The organism is Aureimonas sp. ME7, assembly GCF_903970965.1.
In the GTDB taxonomy this organism is placed as follows: domain Bacteria; phylum Pseudomonadota; class Alphaproteobacteria; order Rhizobiales; family Rhizobiaceae; genus Aureimonas.
Window position 1 is genome coordinate 463,783 of sequence record NZ_CAJCKW010000001.1, and the last position, 23,484, is coordinate 487,266.

The following is a 23,484-nucleotide window of genomic DNA, read 5'->3' on the forward strand; positions in this document are numbered from 1 at the left end:
AGCCTCGATGCGGCGGCCGCCGTTCTTCCCGACGGCGCGCCGACGCCGATGATGGCGCAGTTCCTCGAGATCAAGGCCGCCCATTCCGACTGCCTCCTGTTCTACCGGATGGGGGATTTCTACGAGCTGTTCTTCGACGACGCGGTGGAGGCCTCCGCCGCGCTCGGCATCACGCTGACCAAACGCGGCAAGCATCTGGGCGCCGACATCCCGATGGCGGGCGTGCCGGTGGTGTCTTCGGACGACTATCTCCAGAAGTTGATCGCGCTGGGCTACCGGGTGGCGGTCTGCGAGCAGATCGAGGACCCCGCCGAGGCCAAGAAGCGCGGCGGCAAATCGGTGGTCCAAAGGGCCGTCGTGCGTCTGGTGACGCCGGGCACGATCACCGAGGAAACGCTGCTCGAGCCCGGGCGGCCGAACTACCTGATGGCCCTGTCGCGCATCGGCGGGGCGAACGGCAGCTTCGCGATCGCCTGGACCGACCTGTCCACCGGCCTCTTCCGCATTGCGCCGACCAGCCTGGATGGGCTCGGCGCCGATATCCTGGCGATGGAGCCGTCCGAGCTCGTCATCCCCGACACGCTGGCGAGTGAAGAAACCCTCGCGCCGCTCTTTCGCCGGCTCGGTCGGCGCGTGCGCTTCGAGCCGGGCGTCCTGTTCGACGGGGCGAGCGCGGGCGAGCGCCTGTGCCGCTTCTTCGACGTCGCGACGCTCGACGGGTTCGGCGCGTTTTCGCGGCCCGAGCTTTCGGCCGGCGCCGGTCTCCTCGCCTATCTCGCCCGCACCCAGCTGAAGGCCCATCCGCCGTTGTCGCCTCCTGAGCGCGTCGAGGCCGGCTCCTTCATGCGCATCGACCCGGCGACGCGCTTGAGCCTCGAGCTGACGCGCACCGTGTCGGGCAAGCGCCAGGGCTCGCTTCTCGCCGCGATCGACCGCTGCCTGACGGGTGCGGGCTCCAGGCTTCTGGGTGCCCGGCTCGCCCTGCCGCTGACCGACCCCTTTGCCATCGCCATCCGCCAGGACAGCGTGGCGCTCTTGGCAGGCGACGGCGCGCTTCGCCGCGCCCTGCGTCTCGATCTGAAGGGCCTGCCCGACATCGAGCGCGCCCTGTCGCGCCTGGCGCTCGACCGGGGCGGCCCGCGCGACCTCGGCGCCTTGAGCGAAGGCTTGCAGCGCGCGGGCGAGATCGCGCACCGCCTTGGCTCCTTGGAGACCGGTTCCGAGCTTCTCCAGGCCGTGCGCGCGCTGGAAGCGCTGCCCACCGAACTCGGCGAACGCCTCGCCCAAACGCTTGCCGACGACCTGCCGCTGCAGCGGCGCGACGGCGGCTTTGTGCGCGAAGGAGCGGTGCCCGCGCTCGACGAGGCGCGCGCGCTTCGCGACCATTCGCGCCGCGTCATCGCCGAGCTGCAGGCGCGCTATGCCGGAGAAACCGGCATCCGCTCGCTCAAGGTGAAGCACAACAACGTGCTCGGCTACTTCGTCGAGGTTCCCGAGGCGCAAGGGCCGGCGCTGCTCGGCGGGGGCGCCTTCCACCATCGCCAGACGCTGGCCTCCGCCATGCGCTTCTCGACGCCCGAACTCGCCGATCTGGAAGCGCGCATCACGGAGGCCGGCGCCCGGGCGCTTAAGCTCGAACTCGAAGTCTTCGCCTCGCTGCGTGATGCCGTGCTCGAAAAGATCGAGCCCATTCGGGCGGCGAGCGAGGCGCTCGCCGTGATCGACGTATCCGCCGGACTGGCGGAGCTGGCCGTCGCCGCCGACTGGGTGCGGCCGGAGGTCGACGCTTCTCTCGCCTTCTTCGTCGAGTGCGGACGCCATCCGGTGGTGGAGGCGGCGTTGAAAGGAGCGGGGCAGAGCTTCGTCGCCAACGACTGCGACCTTTCGCCCCCTTCGGGATTGGCGGGCAGGGCGAAGGGGGCGGGCGCCATCTGGCTGATCACCGGCCCGAACATGGGGGGCAAGTCGACCTTTCTGCGCCAGAACGCTCTGATCGCCGTTCTCGCCCAGATCGGCGCCTTCGTGCCGGCGTCGAAGGCCCGTATCGGCGTCGTCGACCGCCTGTTTTCCCGCGTCGGCGCCTCGGACGATCTTGCCGAAGGGCGCTCCACCTTCATGGTCGAGATGGTGGAAACCGCCGCGATCCTCAATCAGGCGAGCGAACGCACGCTCGTGGTGCTCGACGAGATCGGACGCGGAACGGCGACCTACGACGGCCTTTCGATCGCGTTCGCCGCCGTCGAGCATCTTCACGAGGTCAACCGCTGCCGCGCTTTGTTCGCGACGCACTTCCACGAGATGACGGCGCTCGCCGGACGCCTCAAGCGCCTTCACAACGCGACCGTGCGGGTCAAGGAGTGGGAAGGCGAGGTGATCTTCCTCCACGAGGTGACGGGGGGCGTCGCCGATCGCTCCTACGGCGTCCAGGTGGCGCGCCTCGCCGGCCTGCCGCCGGCCGTGGTGGAGCGCGCGCGAGAAATCCTCGGCCAGCTCGAGAGGTCCGAGCAGGGCGAGAAGCGCACCGCCTTCCTCGACGACCTTCCCCTCTTCTCGGGTCTGGTCGCCAAGGCGCCGACGGTGCCCGCCAAGGCGCCGGCCCTGGAAGCCCTGGAGACGATCGATCCCGACGCGATGACGCCCCGCGAGGCGCTGGAGGCGCTTTACCGCCTGAAAGGTATGCTCGCGTCTTGAGCACCGCGACCCAAGCGTTCCAGCGCCCCCTGTCCGAGCGTCAAGTTCCCCGCTAGATCGTTCGCGGCGGCATTCGGGCCGCCCTGGAGCGTTCCATGCCGAGCACCGCCCTCCTTCTGCCGCCGCTTCTCCTTCTCGCCTCCAACATCTTCATGACCTTCGCCTGGTACGGGCACCTGAAGTTCGAGAACAAGCCGCTCCTTCTGGTGATCGTCGCCAGCTGGGGCATCGCCTTCTTCGAATACTGCCTCGCCGTGCCGGCCAACCGCTACGGCCACCACGTCTATTCGGCGGCCGAGCTGAAGGTGATGCAGGAGGTGATCACCCTGGTGGTCTTCGCGATCTTCTCCGTCGCCTATCTCGGCGAGAAGCTGACGATCAACCATGCGATCGGCTTCGGCTTGATCGTCGCGGGCGCCTTCTTCGTCTTCAAGGGGCCGATCGGATAGCGCGGCGGAACGTCTAAGGGCGGCCGGGCCTTTCCCTCGCAACGTGAAGCGGCCGTCTCACACGGCCGCGCGAGACGAAAACGGCCAGCCCCCATGTCGAACTTTCCTCCTCAGCACCAGGACCACACGCCCGGCCTCGAACACGAGATGAACCCGAGGCCCGACTACGAGCCGCGCTTTCCGGGCTCGGGCCGCCTCCAGGGCAAGGCCGCGATCATCACGGGCGGCGATTCCGGCATCGGACGCGCGACGGCCGTCCTCTTCGCGCGCGAGGGCGCCGACGTCGCGATCGTTTATCTCGACGAGGACCGGGACGCGGAGGAAACAAAGGCTGCCATCGAGCGGGAAGGGCGGCGGGCGCTCCTGATCCGCGGCGACCTTCGCTCCAAGGCCTTCTGCACCGAGGCCGTGAACCGGGCGGCGGCTGAGTTCGGCAAGCTCGACATCGTCGTCAACAACGCCGCCCATCAGGCCGAGGTCGAGGACGTTCGAGAGATCTCCGAGGAGCAGCTCGCCAAGACGTTCGAGACCAACATCTACGCCTATTTCTACATCACGCAGGCGGCGCTCGATCACCTCAAGCCCGGCGCCTCGATCGTCAACGTGACGTCGGTGAACTCCTACAAGGGCAACGACACGCTGATCGACTATTCCTCCACCAAGGGCGCGATCACCGCCTTCACGCGGTCCATGGCCGCCAACCTCGTGGAAAAGGGCATCCGCGTGAACGGCGTCGCGCCGGGGCCGATCTGGACGCCCTTCATCCCGATGGCGATGGACGAGGAGAAGGTGGCGAGCTTCGGCTCCCAGGTTCCGATGAAGCGCGCCGGCCAGCCGAACGAGGTGGCCTCCGCCCTCCTGTTCCTCGCCTGCGAGGACGGCTCCTACTTCACCGGCCAGGTGCTGCACCCGAACGGCGGAACGATCGTCGGCGCCTGAGGCGTCTTCGCGCCGGGCCCTTCCTGCCCGGTGCAATCTTTTGTCAGGGCGCCCGCGTCATGGTAGAGCGCCGCGCGCCATCCCGATCCCGTCGGGGCGGTGCGCGGCGCGATCGCCGGCACGAGGCAGCCCATGAGCGTTTCCCTGAAGACCGGACAGCGGATCGAGGCCCGGCACCATCCGGATGAGGCGGATCTGCGCCTCGCCGAAATCGTCGAGCCGCAAGCCCTTCGCGCCTCGCTCTGGGCGCTGGTCCCCTCGTCGAAGCCCGGCGCCTGCACGGCGCCGGAGGTTCGCGCTTCGGTGCTTGCGGTCCTCAAGGCGGCCAACGTGGCGGGGCGCCGCGCGGCCGAGCGGATGCTGTTCGAGGACGGCGGCGGGCTCCTGTGCGCGGCGCGCATCTCGGCGCTGCAGGACGAACTCATCCGCGCCATCCACGACTTCGCGCTTCACCACGTCTTTGCCGCCACCAACCTGTCGGCCGGCGAGCGCATGGCGATCCTGGCCGTCGGCGGCTACGGGCGCGGCACGCTGGCGCCCGGCTCCGACATCGATCTCCTGTTTCTCCTGCCCTACAAGCAGACAGCGCTCGGCGAGCAGGTCGCCGAATACCTCCTCTACCTCCTGTGGGACCTCGGGCTGAAGGTCGGCCACGCGACGCGCTCGGTCGAGGAAAGCGTACGCCTGTCGGAAACCGACTTCACCATCCGCACCGCGATCCTGGAACGCCGCCTGATCTGCGGCGACGAGGCGCTCTTCGCCGAACTCGGCACCCGGTTCGACGCGGAAGTGGTGGAAGGAACGGGGCGCGCCTTCATCGCCGCGAAGCTCGCCGAGCGCGACGCCCGCCACGCAAAGGGCGGCGACACCCGCTATCTCGTCGAGCCCAACGTCAAGGAAGGCAAGGGGGGCCTGCGCGACCTCCACACCCTGTTCTGGATCGCCAAGGACCATTACCGCGTCGACACGCGCGAGGCGCTGGTGGCCATGGGCGTCTTCTCGCGGCGCGAGGGCCAGCTCTTCCGCAAGGCCGAGGACTTCCTCTGGGCCGTGCGCTGCCACATGCACTTCCTGACCGGCAAGCCGGAAGAGCGCCTTTCCTTCGACATCCAGCCCGAGATCGCCGCCCGCCTCGGCTACAGCTCGCATCCCGGCCTCACCGAGGTCGAGCGCTTCATGAAGCACTACTTCCTGATCGCCAAGGACGTCGGCGATCTCACCGGCATCTTCTGCGCGGCGCTGGAAGAGGAAAAGGCCAAGGACGCGCCGGGCCTCGTCGGCTTCGTGCGCTCGCTGCGCCGCCGCTCGCGCTCCATTCCCGGAACGCTCGCCTTTCTCGTCGACAACGGGCGCATCACCGTGGCCGACCGGCAGGTCTTCGCGACCGACCCGGTCAATCTCCTGCGCATCTTCAAGCTCGCCGCCGTGCACCGGCTGGAATACCACCCGGACGCCCTGAAGCTGATCCGCCGCTCCTTGCGCCTCATCGACGCCGACCTCCGGCGCAACGCGGAGGCCAACTCCCTCTTCCTCGATGTCCTCACCGATCGCGAGAACCCGGCCTTTCACCTCAGGCGGATGAACGAGGCCGGCGTTCTCGGACGCTTCATCCCCGAGTTCGGCAAGATCGTCTCGATGATGCAGTTCAACATGTATCATCACTACACGGTGGACGAGCACCTGATCCGTTCGATCGCCGAACTCACCAAGCTCGAGCACGGCGAACTCGGCGCCGAGGTGCCGGTCGCCAGCGGCTTCGTCTCGACGATCCGCGACCGCGTGCCGCTCTACGTCGCGCTCCTTCTCCACGACATCGCCAAGGGCCGGCCGGAGGATCACTCGATCGCCGGCGCTCTGATCGCGGAAGAGCTTTGCCCGCGCTTCGGGCTCGATGCCGGTGAAACGGAGCTTGTCGCCTGGCTGGTCCACGACCATCTCGTGATGTCGATGACGGCGCAGCAGCGCGATCTCACCGACCGCAAGACGATCCGCGACTTCGCGGCCCGCGTTCAGACGCTGGACCGCTTGAAGCTCCTGACGCTTCTCACCGTCTGCGACATCCGCGCCGTCGGGCCGGGCGTCTGGAACGGCTGGAAGGGCCAGTTGATCCGCACCCTCTATGCCGAGACCGAGCCGGTGTTGACGGGCGGCTATTCCGAATCCTCGCGCCGCGAGCGCACGGAATCGGCGCGCGCCGAGCTTCGCGCCCGCCTCGACGCTTGGCCCGCAGTGGACGCCGACGGGGCGGTGGACCATCACTACCAGAACTACTTCCTGACGGTGCCGGTGGAGGAGCAGGTCCGCCACGCCGAGTTCGTGCGCGCGGCGGACGAAAAGAAGAAGAGTTTTGCCACGGTGGCGCGGACCGACAGCTTTCGCAGCGTCACCGAGATCACGGTGCTGGCCCCCGACCATCCGCGCCTCCTGTCCCTGATCGCCGGCGGTTGCGCCTCGGCCGGCGCCAACATCGCGGACGCGCAGATCTTCACCATGACGGACGGGCGCGCGCTCGACATCGTCACCCTCAACCGCGAGTTCGCGGAAGATGCCGACGAGTTGCGCCGCGCCACCCGCATCGCGCGCACCATCGAGGGGCTTCTCGACGGGCGCGAGGCGATCCCCGCCCTCATCGCGCGAAGGCGGCCTCCGCGCACCGTGTCCTCCTTCGAGTTCCATCCCCGGATCGACGTCCACAACGAATTGTCCAACCACCTCACCGTCCTGGAGGTCGAGGGACTGGACCGGCCGGGGCTTCTGGCCGACCTCACCGGCGCGATCTCCGACTTGTCGCTCGACATTCGCTCGGCGCATATCTCGACCTATGGCGAGAAGGTGGTGGACGTGTTCTACGTCACCGATCTCCTCGGCATGAAGGTCAACGGCGAGGGGCGGATCGACCGCATCCGCCGCCGCCTTCTGTCGGTCTTCCAGGACCCGGACGGCGAATTGTCATCGCCCACGGTCAAACCCTCTCCCGTCGCCTTCGGAATCGTCCATTGAGCCTTCTCGGTAAGTTCGCCACCGTCGGGGGCGCGACGCTCGTGTCCCGCGTCTTCGGCTTCACGCGCGAAATGATGATGGCCTCCGCGCTCGGCATCGGGCCGGTTGCGGACGCCTTCAACCTCGCCTTCCGCTTTCCCAACCTGTTCCGCCGCCTGTTCGCGGAAGGCGCCTTCAACGCTGCCTTTATCCCCCTCTTCGCCCGCTCGCTGGAGGAGGAGGGGGAGGCCGGCGCCCGCCGCTTCGCCTCCGAAATCTTCGCGACGCTCTTCGTGGTGCTGACGGCGCTCACCGTCGTCGCGATGATCTTCATGCCCTTCCTGGTGAAGACGATCATCGCGCCGGGTCTGGCCGCCTGTATCGACGACCCGCTGACTCTGAAGCAGCAACTCTCCTGCGAGGATCGCTTCGGCATCACCGTCGCCTTCTCGCGCATCATGTTCCCCTATCTCGCCTGCATGTCGCTGATGGCGATGGTGTCGGGCATCCTCAACGCCTTCCGCCGCTTCTTCGCGGCAGCCCTTGCCCCGACCATCCTCAACTTCGCGCTGATCGGGGTGCTCGCCTGGTGCTGGTGGACCGGGGCGGACCAGCGCACGATCGGCTTCCTGATGAGCTGGGGGGTCCTCTTCGCCGGCATCGGCCAGCTTCTCACCGTGACGTTTGCCATGCGCCTCGCCGGCTTTTCCGTGGCGCTCGGCCGGCCACGCTGGACCCCGGCCTTGAAGCGCCTGCTGGTTCTGGCCGGCCCCGCCGCGCTGATCGGCGGCATCACGCAGATCAACCTTTTCGTCGGCCAGGCGATCGCCTCCTACAAGCCCGGTGCCGTGTCGATCCTGACCTATGCCGACCGGCCCTACCAGCTGCCGCTCGGCATGGTGGGCGTCGCGATCGGCGTCGTGCTCCTGCCCGAGCTTGCCCGGGCGCTGAAGGCGGGGCGCATGGAGGAAGCCCAGCACACGCAGAACCGCTCGCTCGAATTCGCGCTGTTCCTGACCGTGCCGGCCGCCGTCGCGCTGTTCGTGATGCCCGAGCCGATCATTCGCCTGATCTATGAGCGGGGCGCCTTCGGGCCGGAAACGACCGAGAAGGTCGCCGCCGTTCTCGGCCTCTACGCCCTCGGCCTGCCGGCCTTCGTCCTGATCAAGGTGTTCTCGCCCGGCTATTTCGCGCGCGAGAACACGCGAACGCCGATGATCGTCACCGGCATCTCGGCGCTCGCCAACACGGCGCTGTCCTTCGCGCTGTTCTGGTTCTACGCCGAGCGCGGCATCGCGCTTGCCACGACGCTCGCCGGCTGGATCAACGCCTGGCTCCTGTTCGAGGGCCTGCGCCGGCAGGGCCTCTGGCATATCGACCGCGAACTCGTCCGGCGAGCGCTTCTCGTCGTCGTGTCGGCGGCGCTGATGGGGGGGGCGCTCTTCGTCATGCTGGCGGCGCTGGAGCGCTGGATGGGCTCCGACCCGAACGTCATCCACCAGTCGGCCGCCGTTCTCCTTCTCGTCACCATCGCCATGCTGGTCTACTTCGCGCTCGCCTTCCTGACCGGGGCGGTCGATCGCGGGCTGGTCCTCAAGCTCCTGAGGCGGAAGCGGGCGGCCGAATAGGGCCGCCCGACGTCACCATCAGTCGCGAAGCTCGGCCGGCACGTTGCCGCCGTTGGCCGCGAGCTTGGTCATCACCTGCCGGTGCAGCCAGGTGTTGAGCGCCGCCGAATCGTCGGCATTGCCGGTGTAGCCGAGTTCCTGACCAAGCTCCTTGCGCGCCGTCAGGCTGGAATCGAGGTCGAGAAGCTTCAGGAGATCGACGATCGAACGGCGCCAGTCGAGCGTCTGCCCGGCGCCCTTCGCCTTCTCGTCGAGGATCTTAGCGACATCCACCGAGCCGGGCGCCGCCGCCGTCGAGCCGCCGGGGGCGGCCGCCACCGGGGCGGACGAGCCGGCGGAACCCGGAACCGCCGCGCCGGACGAGGCATCGGGCGTGGCGGGCGCCGTGATCTGGGGGCTTGGTGCCGGCGCGTTGCCGGCGGGCGAGGCCGGACCGCCGAAATTCGTCGAGGCCGGCGTCGAGGCCGGTCCCGTGGAAGCCTGGGGTGCGGCCTCGACGGGCGGCGTCTCGGCATGCGCCGTGCCGAAGATCTTGGACTTGATCCGGTCGAAGAAGCTCATCGTCTGCGTTTCCTGTCTTGTCTGAACCGCCCTGCGACGGCTTGTCCCATCGAAGACGCGCGGGGCGAACGCTTGGTTCCTCCGACCCGCCCGATCCGCATCCGCCTTGCGAGGGCCGGCCGGCTTCGCCATAAGCGCCGGGAACCGGCCGCATCGGCCGCCCGATCCTCGGAGCTGTCCTTCCATGGCCGCGTTTCAGCCGCTCGTGTTCTCCGGCGTCCAGCCCACCGGAAACCTGCACCTGGGCAACTACCTCGGCGCCATCCGCCGCTGGGTCGCCCTCCAGGCCGACTACCCCTGCCTGTTCTGCGTGGTGGACCTCCATGCCATCACCGTCTGGCAGGAGCCGGCCGATCTCGAGCGCCAGATCCGCGAAGTCACCGCCGCCTTCATCGCCAGCGGCATCGACGCGTCGAAACACATCCTCTTCAACCAGAGCCGCGTTCCCGAACACGCCGAACTCGCCTGGATCTTCAACTGCATCGCGCGCCTCGGCTGGATGAACCGGATGACCCAGTTCAAGGACAAGGCCGGCAAGGACCGCGAGAACGCCTCGCTCGGCCTTCTCGCCTATCCCAGCCTCATGGCCGCCGACATCCTCGCCTATCGCGCCACGCTCGTGCCCGTCGGCGAGGACCAGAAGCAGCATCTGGAACTCACCCGCGACATCGCCGCCAAGTTCAACCACGACTTCTCCGAGCGCATCGAGGCCAAGGGCCTCGGCCACCCGATCGCGATGGGCGACGAGACCGTGCAAGGGTTCTTCCCCCTTACCGACCCCCTGATCGAAGGCCCCGCGACGCGCGTCATGAGCCTCAAGGACGGCTCCAAGAAGATGTCGAAGTCGGACCCGTCTGACCTGTCGCGCATCAACCTCACCGACGACGCCGACACGATCGCCCGCAAGATCCGCAAGGCCAAGACCGATCCCGACGCGCTTCCCTCCGAAGCCGCCGGTCTCGCCGGCCGCCCCGAAGCCGACAACCTCGTCGGCATCTACGCCGCCCTCGCCGACCGCCCCAAAACCGACATCCTCGCCGAATTCGGCGGGCGCCCCTTCTCCGAGTTCAAGCCGGCGCTCGCCAACCTCGCCGTCGAGAAGCTGAGCCCCATCGCCGACGAAATGCGCCGCATCCTCGACGACCCCGCCGAGATCGACCGCACCTTGCGCGACGGCGCCGACCGCGCCCGAGCCATCGCCAGCCGCACGCTCGCCGACGTCAAGTCCATCGTCGGGCTGTTGAACGGGTAGGTGGTGAATGGCGGGGCTGCCGCCCCGGTCCCCGCTCGGGAAGGAATTCCCGAACCCGTCTTTTCTTTTGACAACAAAAAAGGGGGCCAGCGGCCCCCTTTTTTGTTGTCACCAGGATGGGGATCCAGGGGAATCATTCCCCTGGCGGGGTTTGGGGCAGAGCCCCATGCCACCACCCACCCACGCGCTTGCCGCCCCGGCGCGGCGCTGGCATGGTCGCGGGCATGGTATCGAAGCGACTCGGGCGGGGCGAAGGCGGGCGCCGCAAATTTCTGGCTGTCATCGACGAGACGCCCGAGTGTGGGCGGGCGGCGGCCTATGCGGCGCGCCGGGCCAAGGCGTCCGGCGGGGCGGCAGTGTTTCTGTATGTGATCGACGCGGCGGACTTCGGACAGTGGCTCGGCGTCGGCGACATCATGCGGGCGGAGGCGCATGAGGAGGCGCAAACGCGGCTTGGCCGGGTGGCGGACGAGATTCGCGAGGCTGTCGGCCTTGAGCCGGAGACGCTGCTTCGCGAGGGCGAGACGGTGGAGGAGATCCGGGCGCTGATCGAGGCGGACCGGGAGATCGCGATCCTAGTTCTGGCGGCGAGTGCGTCGGCGGAAGGGCCGGGGCCGCTGGTGTCGGCGGTGGCGGGCTCTGGCTCGGCCTTTGCGATTCCCGTCACGATCGTGCCGGCGACGCTGACGGACGACGAGATCGAGAGCCTTTGTTGACCGGCGCCTAGCGGCGCAGCACGACGGCGGGGCGGCGGCGTTCCCAGCCTTCGCGTTCCAGTTCGGGCGTTTCGCTGAGGTCGGCGGGCCAGCCGAGGCAGAGATAGGCGACGAAGCGCCAGTCGGCCGGCACGCCGAGGGTGGTGCCGACGTCGGCGGGGTCGAGGATCGACACCCAGCCGAGACCGACACCTTCCGCGCGGGCGGCGAGCCACAGCGTGTGGATGGCGAGAACGGCCGAGAATTCGAGGGTCTGGGGCATGGTGCGCCGGCCAAGGCCGGAGCCGGCCTCCGGGTCGCCCTCAGTGAAGACGGCGAGGTGCACCGGGGCTTCGCGCAGGCCGGCCAGTTTCAATCTCGCATAGGCGGCTTGGCGATCGGGCTCGGTCCGGCGAAGCGCCTCGTCGTTCGAGCGCTCGAAATTGGCGACAACGGCGGCGCGGCAGGCTTCGCTTTCGACCCGCACGAACCGCGCCGGCTGGCTGAGCCCGACGGATGGGGCGAGCATGGTCAGGTCCAACAGGCGGTCCAGCAGGCCTTCGGGCAGGAGATCGGTCCTGAAATGGCGCACGTCCCGCCGCCAACGCAGGAGCGTTTCGAGGTCGGCGGCGAAACGGGGTGGGAAACGATCCATGCGCACCGTTTCCCATTCTCCGGGCCGGAAGGGAAGCGGCGCGCGTGCGTTGAATGGGACGCGAGGCGGAAGCAACGGTTCGCATTCTGCCTGTCGGGGCGAGGCGTCGGTGGGCACTCCCCCGGCGAACCTTTCGGCGCCGTGTTTCAGGCCGGCGAGGCGGCGGCGAGTGGCAGGAGAAGCCGGGCTTCGAGACCGCCCTCTGGGGCGGGGCCGAGCGTGAGGGCGCCGCCGTAGAGCGCGGCGATCTCGGCGGTGATCGGCAGGCCGAAGCCGTGGCCGGGGGTCGTCTCATCCAGCCGACGGCCCGGCTGGAGCACGGCCGCGATCTCGGGCTCCGTCAGCCCTCGCCCGTCGTCGGCGATGCGAATCGTGGCATTCGCGCCCGAGCGCGTCGTCTCCATGAGGACGGTGGACTTCGCATGGCGACAGGCGTTGTCGAGGAGGTTGCCGAGCATCTCGTCGAGATCCTCGCCGTCCACGGCAAGGTGGAGGTCCGGCTGGAGCCGTGTCTCGATCGCGACGCGCGGGTCGAACTTGGCGAGCGTCGCCGCCAGATCCCCGGCGTGGACGGCGAGATCGGTGCGCTGGCGCACGGGGCCGCCGAGTGCGCTGGTGCGGGCGCGGCGCAGGTGGTGGCGCACACGCCGGTCCATCAGAGCGGTGAGGTCCAGGAAGTTCGCGCGCGCGTCGTCGTCTGACAGCCGCTCGGCGGCGACCGAAAGCGAGGCCAGCGGCGTCTTCAGCCCGTGCGCGAGGTTGGCGACATGGAGGCGCGACTGGCGCAGGTTGGCGGCGTCCTGCTCGATCAAGGCGTTGAGCTCGCGCTGGAGGGGGGCGAGCTCGACCGGGTAGTCTCCCTCCACGGCCTCGCGCTCGCCCGAGCGCACGAGCCCCAGCGCGTGCGTCAGGCGGCGGAGCGGGGCGAGGCCGAAGCGCACCTGCGCGAAGATGGCCGTGACCAGAAGCGCGCCGAGCAGTGCCAGCGTGCCGGCGATCTGGAGCGTGACGTCGCGCAAGGGATCGGCGATCGCATGGGCGGGGGCGGTGGCGACGATCTCGGCCTCGCGCCCGCCGGGCAGCCGGATCTCGCGCGAGCGAAACACCAGCGCCTCGCCGTCCGGCCCGCGCGCCTGGCCGAGGCGCATGGGGCCGCCGCCGCGCCCGGGGGCGTCGTCGTCGTCGTCCTCGTCGATCGCGAGGGTGCGCCCGGCCAGGGTGCGCGAGGCGGCGATCGGCCGGTCCTCGATGCTGACCTGCCAGTACCAGCCGCCGCGCGCCCGGTCGAAGGGCGGCGTCTGCGCCTCGGCCAGGGCTTCCAGGCGATCCGGCCCCCGGCCTCTGTCCCGCCGCCCGGGCGGTGGGGGCGGGCCGAGGAGCGCGCCCTCCAGCGTCGTGATCTGCAGGTCGAGACGGGTGGCGACCTCGCCGCGCACGAAGCGCTCCAGGACGGTCGCGATCAGGAAGCCGGTGACGAGAACCGCCGCGATCACGAACAGCGCGGCCGACAGGGTCAGGCGTGCGCGCAAGGACAGGGAGCGCAGAGGGGCGAGGGCGCGCAGCGGACTCACGCGGGGCCTTCGCCGGCCGTCAGGCGGTAGCCGAGGCCGCGCACCGTCTCGATCATGGCATGGCCGATCTTGCGCCGTAGGCGCGCGATGATGACCTCGACGGAGTTGGAATCGACCTCCGCATCGCCCTCGTAGACGCGCTCGATGAGGTCGGCCCGCGCCACCACGATCTCCTTGCGCAGCATCAGGCAGGACAGGACGCGCCATTCCAGCGCGGTGAGCTTCAGGGGAAGCCCATCGCGCTCGAAGGTGCCGACCTGCGCGTCGAAGACGAGGGGGCCGCAGACGAGGCGCGCGTCGGCATGGCCGCGCGAGCGGCGAACGAGGGCGCGCAGGCGCATCACCAGCTCCTCCACGCGAAACGGCTTGACGAGATAGTCGTCCGCTCCCGCCTTGAACCCCTGCACCTTGTCGCTCCAGCCGTCGCGCGCCGTCAGGATCAGGACGGGAAGGTCACGCCCCGCCGCGCGCCAGCCGCGCAGGACCTCGATGCCGCCGAGCCCCGGCAGGCCGAGGTCGAGAACCGCTGCGTCGAAGAGTTCGGTGTCGCCGAGATGGAGGCCGTCGATCCCGTTCGCCGCCCGGTCCACCGCGAAGTTCTCGGCCCGGAGCGCGCCGGCGATCTCGCCCGCGAGCGCTTCGTCGTCTTCCACCAGAAGCACGCGCATGGAAGATCCTTCTTGAAAGGGGCACCCGCGCCCGGAACTAGTCTTCCCGCCTGAACGGAATCTGAACCGTCCGGTTCAGGAGGGGTTTCGCGGCGGGGCGTAGAAGGGTCGTCATCCGCAACAAACCAAGGATTTGCGAGACATGAAGACCCCCTCTTCGCTTTCCCTCCGGCAGCGCCTCGCCATCGGCGCGCTCACCCTGCCGCTGATCGCCGGCTCGACGCTGGCCTTCGGGCAAGGGGCTCCCAAGGTCCCCGAGCCGACGCCCGCCACCGTGTCGCAGCTGCGCGACATGAACGATCTGCGCCTCGAAGGCCGGGTCGCCGAAGTGTTCGGCAGCCGCTTCGTCCTGGAGGACGCCACGGGCCGCACCCTGGTGGAGACCGGCCCGCGCGGCGGGCGGGGCGATCTCGTCAAGGCGGGCGACACCGTCTTGGTGGACGGCCGCTTCGAGCGCGGCCAGGTGGACGCGCGCTCCATCAGCGTCGGCGGCGCCGAGCGCGTCGTGCTGGAGCGCCCGCACCCTGAGCGCGACGGCCCGCGCGGTCCCGGGCGGGGCCCGGGCGACGACGGACCGGGTCCTGGTCCTCGCGGCGGCCCGCACGGCCGCGACCACGACGGCCCGCCGCCCCCGCCGCCGGAAGACGAGCGCGCCGGCTTCGGCTGGTTCGGCGGCGGCGGCATCGACAAGGACGCCGCGACCAAGGCGGTGAGCGACGCCGGCTATACGGACGTGATGCTGACCGACACCAAGCGCCACCACGCCGAGTTCACCGCCAAGGACGCAGGCGGCAAGGTCTGGGCGCTCAAGGTCGACGACGACAATCGGATCGCCGAGCGCGAGCCTTTCGTGGCTCCACTGTCGGAGGACGCGGCGCGCGCAGCGATCGAGAAGCTCGGCTACACCTATGACGGAGACTTCGAGACCCGCCGGGACCATGTCGAGGCCGATGCCAAGGACGCTTCGGGCCGCGACCTGCGGATCGAGCTGAACGCCGACGGCTCGCTGCGCAAGGAGCGCTTCGAGGGCTGACCGTCCCTCAGCGCGGACGATCGAGGGCGGCCCGGCGACGGGCCGCCCTTCTCCGTTCAGGCGGGTTGCCGGCGCGCGGCGTCCGCAAGAAGCGCCACCACGAGATCGCTCTGCGAGACGATGCCGATGAGGCGGCCGTCCTCGTCCGCCACCGGAAGATGGTGGATGCCGAGGCCGGAGAGGATCGGCACGACGGCGGCGATGGGCTCGGCGGGGCCGATCGTGCGCACGGGCGTCGTCATGATGTCTCGGACGCGCGTCGGTGCCGCCTGGCCGCCGCCCCAGCGCGAGCGGACGCGGTGGAGCGCGCCGGTCCGGGGGCCGCCCTCGTCCCACGCAACCTTGTCGAGAAGATCGGTCTGCGTGAGGATTCCGACGATCCGCGATGCGGCATCCGTGACGGGCAGGGCTTTGATGTGGTGGCGGCGAAGCCGGTCCAGCGCTTCGCGCAAGGAAGCGTCGGGCGCGATGCAGACGACGTCGCGCGACATGATCTCGCCCGCCAGCGTCTGCCGCGCGCGGCGCGCCAGCGAATGGAGCTCGGCACCGTGGAGGAGCGCTTCGAGATCGGCCGGATCGATGTCGAGGATCTGGTCGGCCTCCGCCAGCGCCGCGTCGATGTCCTCGCGCGATACGCCGATGCGTTCGGGCGCGGGCGGATCCTTCGTCCCATGGGATGGCGCCGGGCGCAGCGGACGGTGCGGATAGGCGCGCCCGGTCAGGTTGTTGAACAGGAAGGCCGTCGCCAGCAGCAGTATGGAATTGGCGAGGATCGGCCACAACGCGAAGCCGTAGCCGAGCGCGGCGACCGCCGGACCCCCGAGAACCGCCGTCAGCGCCACCGCCCCGCTCGGCGGATGGAGGCAGCGCAGGAGAAGCATGGCGAGGATCGCCAAGCTGCCGGCCAAGGGCGCGGCGAGGACGGGATCGGGCACGAGCCGCGCCGCCGTGACGCCGAAGAGGGCCGACACGAGATTGCCGCCGAGGATCGACCAGGGCTGGGCGAGGGGGCTGGCGGGAACCGCGAAGAGAAGCACGGCCGAGGCGCCCATCGGAGCCACGAGGATCGGCCACGCCGAACCGGTGCCGACCGCCAGCCGGCAGACGAGGCCCGTAACAAGGAGGCCGATCAACGCGCCCAGCGTGACGCGCGCGTGCTCCCGCCAGCTGACGGACGGGAGGTCGGGGGTCAGGCGACGAAGGAAAGCATACATGCGCCGGTCGATTCGCGAGGGATGACGGGCTCGCACCATGGCCGGCGGAGGCGCGCGGGCGCAAGGCGAACGGGCCGTCACCCCCGGGCCCTTGCTTGCGGGCGGGACGCGGGGCGACTATCTGAGACACCAAGAGCTTTTGCCGCCCGAAGGGACGCGCCGCCATGTTCATCCAGACCGAATCCACCCCGAACCCCCAGACGCTGAAGTTCCTGCCCGGCCGGGTGGTCCTGGAAAACGGCACGGCCGAGTTCCTCGACCCGGCGGACGCGGCCGCGCGCTCCAAGCTCGCCGCGCGCCTGATGGGCATCGAGGGCGTACGCAGCGTCTTCTTCGGCTACGATTTCGTCACCGTCACCAAGGACGAGACCGGCTGGCAGCACCTGAAGCCGGCGATCCTCGCCGGCCTGATGGAGCATTTCCTGTCCGGCGAGCCGGTGATGGCGGCGGGAGCCGCGCAGGCGAACGGCAGCGACGATTCGGGCGAGGAGTTCTTCGACTCCGCCGACGAAGGCGTCGTGTCGACGATCAAGGAGCTTCTGGACACGCGGGTGCGCCCGGCCGTCGCGCAGGACGGCGGTGACATCACCTTCCGCGGCTTTCGCGACGGGGTGGTGTTCCTGAACATGCGCGGCTCGTGCGCCGGCTGCCCGTCCTCTACCGCGACCCTGAAGCACGGCATCGAGAACCTGCTTCGCCACTTCGTGCCCGAGGTCGAGGCTGTGGAGGCGATGGAAGCCGCCTGACGATCCAGGTCTCCCCGTGACGCGCAACCTTCTCCTGGCGATCGACACGGCCGGCGAGCGCTGCTCGGTCGCCGTGTTCGACATGGGCTCCGACGCGATTCTGGTGAGGCTCGATCCCGCGATCGGGCGCGGCCATGCCGAAGTGCTGATGGATACGATCGAGCAGGCGATGGGCGAGGCCGGCGCCGGCTGGGGCGAGATCGCCAAGCTGGCCGTGGGGATCGGGCCGGGATCGTTCACCGGCATCCGCGTCGCTGTCGCGGCCGCGCGCGGGTTCGAGCTGTCGCTCGGCATCCCGAGCGTCGGCGTGTCCACGCTGGAAGCGCAGGCGGAGCCGTTCTGGGGGGAGGGGGCGGTTTGGGCCGTTCACGACGCCAAGCGCGGCGAGGTCTATGCCGCGCTTTATGGCCCGGGCGGCGAGGAACGGATGGCGCCGCGCGCTCTGACGCACGAAGCGTTCGCCGCTATGGCGCCGGGCACCGACCGGCTCGTCGGCTCGGGCGCGGCGCTGGCCGCCGAGCTTCTGGATGTCGGGCCGGAGCATATCCTTTCCGCCGAGCCCTGTGCGCCGATCGAGGCGATCGCGCGCATCGGCGCCCGGCGCCCGCTCGCAGAGTCCCCATTGCCGCTCTATTTGAGAGGGGCGGACGCGAAGGCGCAAAAACCCTTGGGGCTTCGGGCGTTCGCGCCGACATGAGGCTTTAACGATCGGCTGGAATAGTGAGGTGGCCGGCGGCATCGGGAGCCCGCCGGCGATCCGGGGAGAAGAGGCATGTACTGGTATCTGCCATGGGCTTGGACGCTGTCCTTCTGGGAGGAGTGGCTCCGACCGGCCGATACCGTCGCCGAACCGCTTGCGGCCGACGACGTGGAATGGGCCGCAGCCCTCCACAGCCAGGCCTTCTCGCAGCCCTGGTCGGGCGACGAGTTCGCCGCGCTCCTGTCCCAGCGGGGAACCTTCGGATACGTCGTACGCCGTTCGGGGGCGGTGCGCCCGCTCGGCGTCGTCCTGGCGCGTCTCGCCGCCGGTGAGGCCGAGATCCTCACCATCGTGGTGGACAAGGCGGCGCGCGGCAAGGGCTTCGGCCGCCTCTTGATGGACAACACCCTCCAGCATCTCCACGCGGAGCGAGCCGAGTCCCTGTTCCTCGAGGTCGAGGAAACCAACGCCCCGGCGCTGAAACTCTACCGGCACCTCCGCTTCGAGGAGGTCGGGCGCCGGCCGGCCTACTACACCGCACCCGACGGCACCAAGCAGAACGCCTTGATCCTGAAGCGCACGCTTGGCCCCTCCTGACGCCGCCGGCGCGAACGCCGAGCGAGAGGGTCGCGATCCGGTCGCCGCGATGCGCGTCTGGATCGTGGCGACGGTTCTCGTCGTCATGACGCTCGCGCTCTCGCCGCTGCAGCTTCTGGCCATCCGCTTCCGCTGGCCCCTGGCGCGGCACCTGCCCTGGATCTGGCAGCGCGTCGCCGCGCGGGTTGCTGGCGTGCGCGTTCGTGTCGTCGGGCGGCCGGCGACGGAGCGGCCGCTGCTTCTCGCCGCCAACCACCAGTCCTGGGCGGATATCATGGCGCTCGGCTCGGTCATGCCCCTGTCGTTCATCGCGAAATCCGACGTTCGCGGCTGGCCGGTGTTCGGCTGGCTGGCCCGTCTCCAGCGCACCGTTTTCGTCGAGCGCAACGCGCGCGGGCGTACGGGCCAGCAGACGGATTCGATCGCCGCGCGCCTCCGGGCGGGCGATGCGATGGTGCTGTTTGCCGAAGGGACGACCTCGGACGGCAACGAGGTGCTTCCCTTCAAGACCGCCCTGTTCGGCGCGGCGCAGGCCGCCTTGCGGGACGGGAGCACCGATGCCGTCCTCGTCCAGCCCGTGTCGATCGCCTATTGCGGCGCGCACGGCATGGCGATGGGCCGCTTCGCCAGGCCGCTCGCCGCCTGGCCGGGCGACGTCGCTCTGATGCCCCATCTCGTGCGGTTCCTGCGCGAAGGGGCGGTGGACGTCGAGATCTCGTTCGGCGAGCCCGTGGTTTTCCGGCCGTCCAGCGATCGCAAGGCGACGGCGCGCCTTTGCGAGACCCGGGTGCGCGCGATGCTGCGCCGCAGCCTCGGATTTGGCAGAAGCTGCGAGGATCGGGGCGCGGCGGGACGCGCGAAAACGTCGCTTGCTTCGCTGCCGGGAGAAGCCGATAAAGAGGGGGAGGAACGGGTCGCATCTTGGAGCGGCGCGAACGGCCGCAACGGATGAGCGCATCGGTGGGATCGCCGGTGTCTTGCAAAGGGCGCATGGATACGACGGACGACCGCATGAGGGGCGAGCGCAAGGTCTTCATCAAGACCTATGGCTGCCAGATGAATGTCTACGATTCGCAGCGCATGGGCGACGCGCTGGAGCGCGACGGCTATACGCAGACCGACGCGATCGAGGACGCCGACCTCGTGCTCCTCAACACCTGCCATATCCGCGAAAAGGCGGCCGAGAAGATCTATTCCGAGCTCGGGCGCATCCGCCTTCTGAAGAACGAGCGGGCGGCCGAGGGCCGCGAGCTTCGCGTCGGCATCACCGGCTGCGTCGCGCAAGCCGAGGGCGCAGAGATCATCGAGCGCGCGCCCGTGGTCGATCTCGTGGTCGGCCCGCAGACCTATCACCGCCTGCCGGACGCGCTGCGGCGCGTGGAGAAGGGCGAGCGGGTCGTCGAGACCGACTACGCGGTCGAGGACAAGTTCGAGCATCTGCCCAAATCCGGCCGCGCGGCGATCGCCAAGCGTGGCGTCACCGCGTTCCTGACGGTGCAGGAAGGCTGCGACAAGTTCTGCACCTTCTGCGTCGTGCCCTATACGCGCGGCGCGGAAGTTTCGCGGCCCTTCGCCGCGATCATGGACGAGGCGCGGCGTTTGGCCGATGCCGGCGTTCGCGAGGTGACGCTGCTCGGGCAGAACGTCAACGCCTGGGGCGGCACGGACGCTTCGGGTCGGGCGATCGGGCTGGGGCAGCTCCTGCGCGAGCTGGCCGCCGTGCCGGGGCTGGCGCGCCTTCGCTACACGACCTCGCACCCGCGCGACATGGACGACGACCTCATCGACGCCCATCGCACGCTCCGCGCGCTGATGCCCTATCTGCACTTGCCCGTGCAGTCCGGCTCCGATCGGATCTTGAAGGCGATGAACCGCCGTCACAAGGCGGCGGACTATCTCGCCCTTCTCGATCGCATCCGCGAGGCGCGGCCCGATATCGCCCTGTCGGGCGACTTCATCGTCGGCTTTCCCGGCGAGACCGATGCCGACTTCGAGGCGACGCTCGATCTCGTGCGCACCGTGCGCTACGCCGCCGCCTATACGTTCAAGTATTCCCCTCGTCCCGGCACGCCGGGCGCTTCCATGGACGGGCACGTCGAGGAAGCGCTGAAGACCGAGCGCCTCGAACGGCTGCAGGCGCTGATCCGCGAGCAGCAGGTGGCGTTCCAGGATTCGTTCGTCGGGCGCGACACCGAGGTGCTGATCGAGAAGCCGGGGCGCCATCCCGGCCAGATGATCGGCCGCTCGCCCTTTCTGCTTCCCGTCGTCGTGCCGGCCTCCGCCGGCGCGATCGGCGATATCGTCTCGGTGCGTGTCGCCGACACGCGCCCCAATTCCCTGATGGCCGCCGGCGCCGAGCCGGCCTTTTCCGCTCCGGCGATAGCCGAGCGTTTCGCAAGGAAGATCGCATGAAGGCAGCGCGCGGCGTGCTTCCGGCATCCGGAGCCTCGGACATGGCTCATATCGTGCTGACCTTCGACGACAACCGATTGGCGAGCGCCCTGTTCGGGCAGTTCGACGAGCATCTGGCCCTGATCGAGCAGAAGCTGACGGTGGACGCGAGGGCGCGCGGCAACAAGGTCGAGCTGCGGGGCGACCCGACTTCGACCGACCAGGCGCGGCGCGCGCTCGATATCCTCTACGAGCGCCTCCAGTCCGGCCACGATCTTCAGACCTCTGACGTCGAGGGCGCGATCCGCATGGCGGTGGCGCAGGACGACCAGCTCGTCCTGCCGACGCTGGAAAAGAAGGGGCGCCTGGCGCTCGCCCAGATCGCCACGCGCAAGAAGACGATCTATGCGCGCACGCCGACGCAGGACGCCTATATGCGCGCGATGGAGCGCGCCGAGCTCGTCTTCGGCGTCGGGCCGGCCGGCACCGGCAAGACCTATCTGGCCGTCGCCTACGCCGCCCAGCTCCTGGAGCGTGGCCAGGTCGAGCGTATCATCCTGTCGCGCCCGGCGGTGGAGGCGGGCGAGCGGCTCGGTTTCTTGCCCGGCGACATGAAGGACAAGGTCGACCCGTATCTTCGCCCGCTCTACGACGCGCTCTACGACATGATGCCGGCCGAGAAGGTCGAGCGCGCGCTGACCGCCGGCGCGATCGAGATCGCCCCGCTCGCCTTCATGCGCGGGCGCACGCTCGCCAACGCCGCGGTGATCCTCGACGAGGCGCAGAACACCACGACGATGCAGATGAAGATGTTTCTGACGCGGCTCGGCGAAAACGCCCGCATGGTGGTGACGGGCGACCCGTCGCAGATCGACCTGCCGCCGGGCGTGAAGTCCGGCTTGGTGGAGGCGCTGCGCGTTCTCGACGGCGTGTCGGGCGTCGTGTCCGTGCGCTTCGAGGCCAAGGACGTCGTGCGCCATCGTCTCGTCCAGGCCATCGTCGAGGCCTACGAGGCGGATGCCGGGGCCGAGCGCGCCAAGGCGGCGGCACGGCTTTGAGCGACGGACGATCTCCCGCCGCGGCCCGCACGGGGCCGCGCATTCTCCTGTCGATCGAGGACGAGAGCTGGACGACGCTTCTCGCCGCCGACCCGGAGGCGCTGGTGCGCCAAGCCCTGTTCGCGGCGGCCGATGGGGGAGGGCTGCCGCCCGATATCGACACCGAAGTGTCCGTCACCTTGTCGAGCGACGAGGACGTGCGCGCCCTGAACGCCGAATGGCGGGGCAAGGACAAGCCGACCAACATCCTGTCCTTTCCCATGGTGGCGCTTGAGCCCGGCGACACGCCCGGCCCGATGCTCGGCGACCTCATCCTTGCCCGCGAAACGCTGGAGCGCGAGGCGAGCGCCGAAGGGAAGACACCGGACGACCATTTCCGTCATCTTCTGGTGCACGGGCTCCTGCATCTTCTCGGCCACGACCACGAGGACGAGGAGGAGGCTGAGGCGATGGAAGTTCTGGAAACCGCGATCCTCGCCGGTCTCGGCATCGCCGACCCCTATGCGGACGGGCCGGAGCCCGCCGCGTGACGATCAAAAGGAACCATAGGTGAACCACATGAGCATGCCGCCATCCGACGACGGGGCGGGGCTGGAGCCCCACTCGTCGGACCCGTCCGAGGCGCGAAGTCGAAGGCCGGAGCCGGCGCGCGAGCTGGCTCGCGATGCGGCCGGCAGCGAGCCGGGCTTCTTCGAGCAGCTCGTCGCCTTTCTGCGCCCGCGCGTTCCCTCCTCGCTGCGCGAGGAAGTGACCGAGGCGCTGATGCGGGGTGAGGGGGAAGCCACCGGCTTCACCACCAACGAACGCCTGATGCTCACCAACATCCTCCAACTGCACGACAAGCGGGTGGAAGACGTGATGGTGCCGCGAACCGAGATCGAGGGGATCTCGTCGGGTGCGACGCTGTCCGAACTCATGGCCCGCTTCGAGGAAACCGGGCGCTCGCGCATGCCGGTCTACGGCGACGGGCTCGACGATCCCGTCGGCATGGTTCACATCCGCGACATGGTCGGCCATATCACGCGCGCCGCGCTCCGCTTCGGCCATGCGGGCGAGGCGAGCGACGCGCCGATCCGCTCCGGTCTAGACCTGTCGCGCGTCGACCTCGCGCAAACGATCGCCGATCTCGGCCTCGTCCGGCAAACCCTCTTCGTGCCCCCTTCCATGCACGCCGCCGAGCTGATGACGCGCATGCAGGCGAGCCATATCCAGATGGCCCTCGTCATCGACGAATACGGCGGCACCGACGGGCTCGTGTCGCTCGAAGACATCCTGGAAATGGTCGTCGGCGATATCGAGGACGAGCACGACGACGAGGAGATTCTCGTGACGGATGCGGGCGAGGGCGTCTTCTATGCCGATGCGCGCGCCGATCTGGAGGAGGTCTGCAAGGTGATCGGCCCGGATTTCGACGTCGCCGAGCACAAGGAGGAGGCCGACACGATCGGCGGGCTCGTCGTCAACGCGCTCGGCCGCATGCCGGAAACCGGCGAGGTGGTGGAAGCGGTGCCGGGCTTCGAGATCGAAGTGCTGGAAGCCGATCCGCGCCGCGTCAAGCGCCTGCGCATCGTGCGCTTTCCCGAAGGAACCGACGTCGTCCTTGGCGACTGAACGCCCATCCCGCAGGCTTGGGGAAAGTCGCGCGGGCTAGAGCGGA

General features: G+C 69.4%; 20 protein-coding genes and 1 pseudogene. 16 read left to right on the forward strand and 5 right to left on the reverse strand.

Translation table 11 applies throughout. The annotated features are described in order from the left end of the window. The first annotated feature begins 48 nt into the window (after nucleotides 1–48). From mutS to murJ, 5 genes and pseudogenes are all read left to right on the forward strand, one after another. Nucleotides 49–2,691 (forward strand): DNA mismatch repair protein MutS, encoded by a 2,643-nt coding sequence (gene mutS / locus H7A85_RS02130; RefSeq protein ID WP_182084483.1) that lies wholly within the window; start codon nucleotides 49–51, stop codon nucleotides 2,689–2,691. A 95-nt stretch (nucleotides 2,692–2,786) separates the two neighbouring features. Continuing rightward, on the forward strand, nucleotides 2,787–3,140 hold the full coding sequence (locus H7A85_RS02135) for a DMT family protein (protein ID WP_182084227.1): 354 nt from the start codon (nucleotides 2,787–2,789) through the stop codon (nucleotides 3,138–3,140). Nucleotides 3,141–3,230: 90 nt separating this feature from the next. Then, a pseudogene (locus tag H7A85_RS02140) lies at nucleotides 3,231–4,079 on the forward strand (SDR family oxidoreductase); the annotation flags it as partial. A 132-nt stretch (nucleotides 4,080–4,211) separates the two neighbouring features. Then, the gene (locus H7A85_RS02145) at nucleotides 4,212–7,079 is read left to right on the forward strand and encodes a [protein-PII] uridylyltransferase (RefSeq protein WP_182084229.1); all 2,868 of its coding nucleotides are present in this window, start codon (nucleotides 4,212–4,214) and stop codon (nucleotides 7,077–7,079) included. Further along, nucleotides 7,076–8,686, forward strand: a complete 1,611-nt coding sequence (gene murJ, locus H7A85_RS02150) for a murein biosynthesis integral membrane protein MurJ (protein ID WP_182084230.1) — start codon at nucleotides 7,076–7,078, stop codon at nucleotides 8,684–8,686. The genes H7A85_RS02145 and murJ overlap by 4 nt, the downstream gene beginning before the upstream one ends. Nucleotides 8,687–8,704: 18 nt before the next feature. Here murJ and H7A85_RS02155 read toward each other — a convergent pair whose 3' ends face one another. Continuing rightward, entirely contained in the window at nucleotides 8,705–9,247 is a 543-nt protein-coding gene (locus tag H7A85_RS02155) for a DUF3597 domain-containing protein (RefSeq protein ID WP_182084231.1), read from the reverse strand. Nucleotides 9,248–9,431: 184 nt separating this feature from the next. Here H7A85_RS02155 and trpS point away from each other — a divergent pair, with 184 nt between their 5' ends. Together trpS and H7A85_RS02165 are read left to right on the forward strand one after the other, a co-directional pair. Then, nucleotides 9,432–10,499, forward strand: a complete 1,068-nt coding sequence (gene trpS / locus H7A85_RS02160) for a tryptophan--tRNA ligase (RefSeq protein ID WP_182084232.1) — start codon at nucleotides 9,432–9,434, stop codon at nucleotides 10,497–10,499. Nucleotides 10,500–10,723: 224 nt separating this feature from the next. After that, the gene (locus tag H7A85_RS02165) at nucleotides 10,724–11,215 is read left to right on the forward strand and encodes a universal stress protein (protein ID WP_182084233.1); all 492 of its coding nucleotides are present in this window, start codon (nucleotides 10,724–10,726) and stop codon (nucleotides 11,213–11,215) included. A gap of 7 nt (nucleotides 11,216–11,222) precedes the next feature. Here H7A85_RS02165 and bluB read toward each other — a convergent pair whose 3' ends face one another. From bluB to H7A85_RS02180, 3 genes are all read right to left on the reverse strand, one after another. After that, on the reverse strand, nucleotides 11,223–11,849 hold the full coding sequence (gene bluB / locus H7A85_RS02170) for a 5,6-dimethylbenzimidazole synthase (RefSeq protein WP_182084234.1): 627 nt from the start codon (nucleotides 11,847–11,849) through the stop codon (nucleotides 11,223–11,225). A 146-nt stretch (nucleotides 11,850–11,995) separates the two neighbouring features. Further along, the gene (locus H7A85_RS02175) at nucleotides 11,996–13,420 is read right to left on the reverse strand and encodes a HAMP domain-containing sensor histidine kinase (RefSeq protein ID WP_182084235.1); all 1,425 of its coding nucleotides are present in this window, start codon (nucleotides 13,418–13,420) and stop codon (nucleotides 11,996–11,998) included. Continuing rightward, nucleotides 13,417–14,088 carry a response regulator transcription factor gene (locus tag H7A85_RS02180; protein WP_182084236.1) on the reverse strand — a complete coding sequence of 224 codons (672 nt, stop codon included), beginning with the start codon at nucleotides 14,086–14,088 and terminating at the stop codon, nucleotides 13,417–13,419. The genes H7A85_RS02175 and H7A85_RS02180 overlap by 4 nt, the downstream gene beginning before the upstream one ends. 142 nt (nucleotides 14,089–14,230) lie before the next feature. Here H7A85_RS02180 and H7A85_RS02185 point away from each other — a divergent pair, with 142 nt between their 5' ends. Then, nucleotides 14,231–15,121, forward strand: a complete 891-nt coding sequence (locus H7A85_RS02185) for a hypothetical protein (protein WP_182084237.1) — start codon at nucleotides 14,231–14,233, stop codon at nucleotides 15,119–15,121. 56 nt (nucleotides 15,122–15,177) lie between these two features. On the opposite strand, the gene H7A85_RS02190 is transcribed toward H7A85_RS02185, so the two are convergent. Continuing rightward, on the reverse strand, nucleotides 15,178–16,335 hold the full coding sequence (locus H7A85_RS02190; protein WP_182084238.1) for an HPP family protein: 1,158 nt from the start codon (nucleotides 16,333–16,335) through the stop codon (nucleotides 15,178–15,180). A gap of 164 nt (nucleotides 16,336–16,499) precedes the next feature. Here H7A85_RS02190 and H7A85_RS02195 point away from each other — a divergent pair, with 164 nt between their 5' ends. From H7A85_RS02195 to H7A85_RS02230, 8 genes are all read left to right on the forward strand, one after another. Next, the gene (locus tag H7A85_RS02195; RefSeq protein ID WP_182084239.1) at nucleotides 16,500–17,081 is read left to right on the forward strand and encodes a NifU family protein; all 582 of its coding nucleotides are present in this window, start codon (nucleotides 16,500–16,502) and stop codon (nucleotides 17,079–17,081) included. 16 nt (nucleotides 17,082–17,097) lie between these two features. Then, nucleotides 17,098–17,778 (forward strand): tRNA (adenosine(37)-N6)-threonylcarbamoyltransferase complex dimerization subunit type 1 TsaB, encoded by a 681-nt coding sequence (tsaB, locus tag H7A85_RS02200; RefSeq protein ID WP_182084240.1) that lies wholly within the window; start codon nucleotides 17,098–17,100, stop codon nucleotides 17,776–17,778. 75 nt (nucleotides 17,779–17,853) lie between these two features. Then, the gene (locus H7A85_RS02205; RefSeq protein WP_182084241.1) at nucleotides 17,854–18,378 is read left to right on the forward strand and encodes a GNAT family N-acetyltransferase; all 525 of its coding nucleotides are present in this window, start codon (nucleotides 17,854–17,856) and stop codon (nucleotides 18,376–18,378) included. Between the two features lie 49 nt (nucleotides 18,379–18,427). Next, on the forward strand, nucleotides 18,428–19,330 hold the full coding sequence (locus H7A85_RS02210; RefSeq protein WP_182084484.1) for a lysophospholipid acyltransferase family protein: 903 nt from the start codon (nucleotides 18,428–18,430) through the stop codon (nucleotides 19,328–19,330). A 38-nt stretch (nucleotides 19,331–19,368) separates the two neighbouring features. Beyond that, nucleotides 19,369–20,790, forward strand: a complete 1,422-nt coding sequence (gene miaB, locus H7A85_RS02215; RefSeq protein WP_244630881.1) for a tRNA (N6-isopentenyl adenosine(37)-C2)-methylthiotransferase MiaB — start codon at nucleotides 19,369–19,371, stop codon at nucleotides 20,788–20,790. Continuing rightward, nucleotides 20,787–21,827, forward strand: a complete 1,041-nt coding sequence (locus tag H7A85_RS02220; RefSeq protein WP_244630882.1) for a PhoH family protein — start codon at nucleotides 20,787–20,789, stop codon at nucleotides 21,825–21,827. Before miaB ends, H7A85_RS02220 begins: the two co-directional genes overlap by 4 nt. After that, entirely contained in the window at nucleotides 21,824–22,357 is a 534-nt protein-coding gene (ybeY, locus tag H7A85_RS02225) for an rRNA maturation RNase YbeY (protein ID WP_182084244.1), read from the forward strand. The genes H7A85_RS02220 and ybeY overlap by 4 nt, the downstream gene beginning before the upstream one ends. A gap of 28 nt (nucleotides 22,358–22,385) precedes the next feature. Beyond that, nucleotides 22,386–23,438, forward strand: coding sequence for a hemolysin family protein (locus tag H7A85_RS02230; protein ID WP_244630883.1), 1,053 nt, complete (start codon nucleotides 22,386–22,388; stop codon nucleotides 23,436–23,438). Nucleotides 23,439–23,484: the final 46 nt, after the last annotated feature.